Source organism: Pseudomonas sp. NPDC086112 (assembly GCF_044746425.1).
Lineage (GTDB): Bacteria > Pseudomonadota > Gammaproteobacteria > Pseudomonadales > Pseudomonadaceae > Aquipseudomonas.
Map to the genome: position 1 here is coordinate 1 of NZ_JBIVCD010000100.1, position 1,688 is coordinate 1,688.

Annotated in this window: 1 pseudogene; it reads right to left on the reverse strand. The window is 59.8% G+C overall.

Features of this window, described 5'->3' with window-relative positions:
- A pseudogene (infB, locus tag ACIPLA_RS28225) lies at positions 1-1,673 on the reverse strand (translation initiation factor IF-2); the annotation flags it as partial.
- Positions 1,674-1,688: the final 15 nt, after the last annotated feature.

Consider the following 1,688-nt stretch of genomic DNA (forward strand, 5'->3'; position numbering starts at 1 on the left):
CCGGACAACGCTTCCCGCGAACCACGGACGTCGGATTGGACGACGATGTTGAGCGTCTTCTTCTCTTCCTGACCCATGTTCTCGAAGATGTTTTCAAGCTTGCCAGCGTGAGCGCGGGCCAGTTTGACTTCGCGGAACTTGCCTTGACGGAACAGAGCCACTTCACGGGCTTTCTTCTCGTCGGCAACAACGCTCATCTCGTCGCCAGCGTCCGGGGTACCGTCCAGGCCGAGAATCTCGACAGGAATGGAAGGACCGGCTTCCTTGATTGGCTTGCCGTTCTCGTCGAGCATGGCGCGAACGCGGCCATAGTTCGAACCGACCAGCACCATGTCGCCTTGGCGCAGGGTACCGTCTTGAACCAGAACGGTTGCAACCGGACCACGACCTTTGTCGAGACGCGATTCAACCACAACGCCACGGCCAGGAGCCGAAGGGGTCGCTTTCAGTTCGAGAACTTCAGCTTGCAGCAGGACCGCTTCAAGCAACTCGTCCACGCCAGTACCGACTTTCGCCGAAACCGATACGAACGGGGTGTCGCCGCCCCACTCTTCCGAGGTCACGCCGTGAACCGACAATTCGCTACGGATGCGATCAAGATCGGCGCCCGGCTTGTCGATTTTGTTCACTGCAACAACCAGCGGAACACCAGCAGCCTTGGCGTGCTGAACGGCTTCAACGGTCTGCGGCATTACGCCGTCGTCCGCTGCAACCACCAGGATCACGATGTCGGTCGCCTTGGCACCACGGGCACGCATGGCGGTAAACGCGGCGTGACCAGGGGTATCGAGGAAGGTGACCATGCCGCGTTCGGTTTCAACGTGGTACGCACCGATGTGCTGGGTGATACCACCGGCTTCGCCAGCAGCTACCTTGGCACGACGGATGTAGTCGAGCAGCGAGGTCTTACCGTGGTCAACGTGACCCATTACGGTCACAACCGGTGCACGGGAGAACGCTTCACCTTCAAACTTCAGGGACTCGGCCAGGGAATCTTCCAGGGCGGTGTCGCTGACCAGGGTCACTTTGTGGCCCAGTTCTTCGGCAACCAGTTGGGCAGTTTCCTGATCCAGCACCTGGTTGATGGTCGCTGGAGTACCCAGTTTGAACATGAACTTGATGATTTCAGCAGCCTTGACCGACATCTGCTGGGCGAGATCGCCAACAGTGATGGTCTCGCCGATCTTCACTTCGCGCACAACAGGGCCGGTTGGGCTCTGGAAACCGTGGGCGTTGCGCTTCTTCAGCTTGGCCTTGCCGCGACCACCACGACGGAAGCCATCGCTTTCTTCGTCGGTAGTACGTGGCGCAACACGTGGAGCAGGCGCTTTTTCCTTGACCGAAGCACGATGCGGAGCGTTTTTGCGCTCGCCATCGCCACTGCCACGACGATTGGCATCGTCGGCACGTGGTTTGTCCGGACGACGCTGTTCGTCGCGCTTACGAGTGTCGGCCGCAGGTGCTGGTGCAGCTGCAACAACCGGCGCGCTTTCACGCACTGGTTCGGCAACTGCAGCAGGCGCTGCAACGGCGTCGTTAGTAGCGGTTTGCGCAGCAGCAGGCTGGCGACGCGCTTCTTCTTCGGCGCGACGCTTGGCTTCTTCTTCAGCCTTCTGACGAGCAGCATTTTCTACTGCGCGGCGTTCTTCCAGTTCGCGTTTGCGCTCGGCTTCGTTTTATTCCGGGCT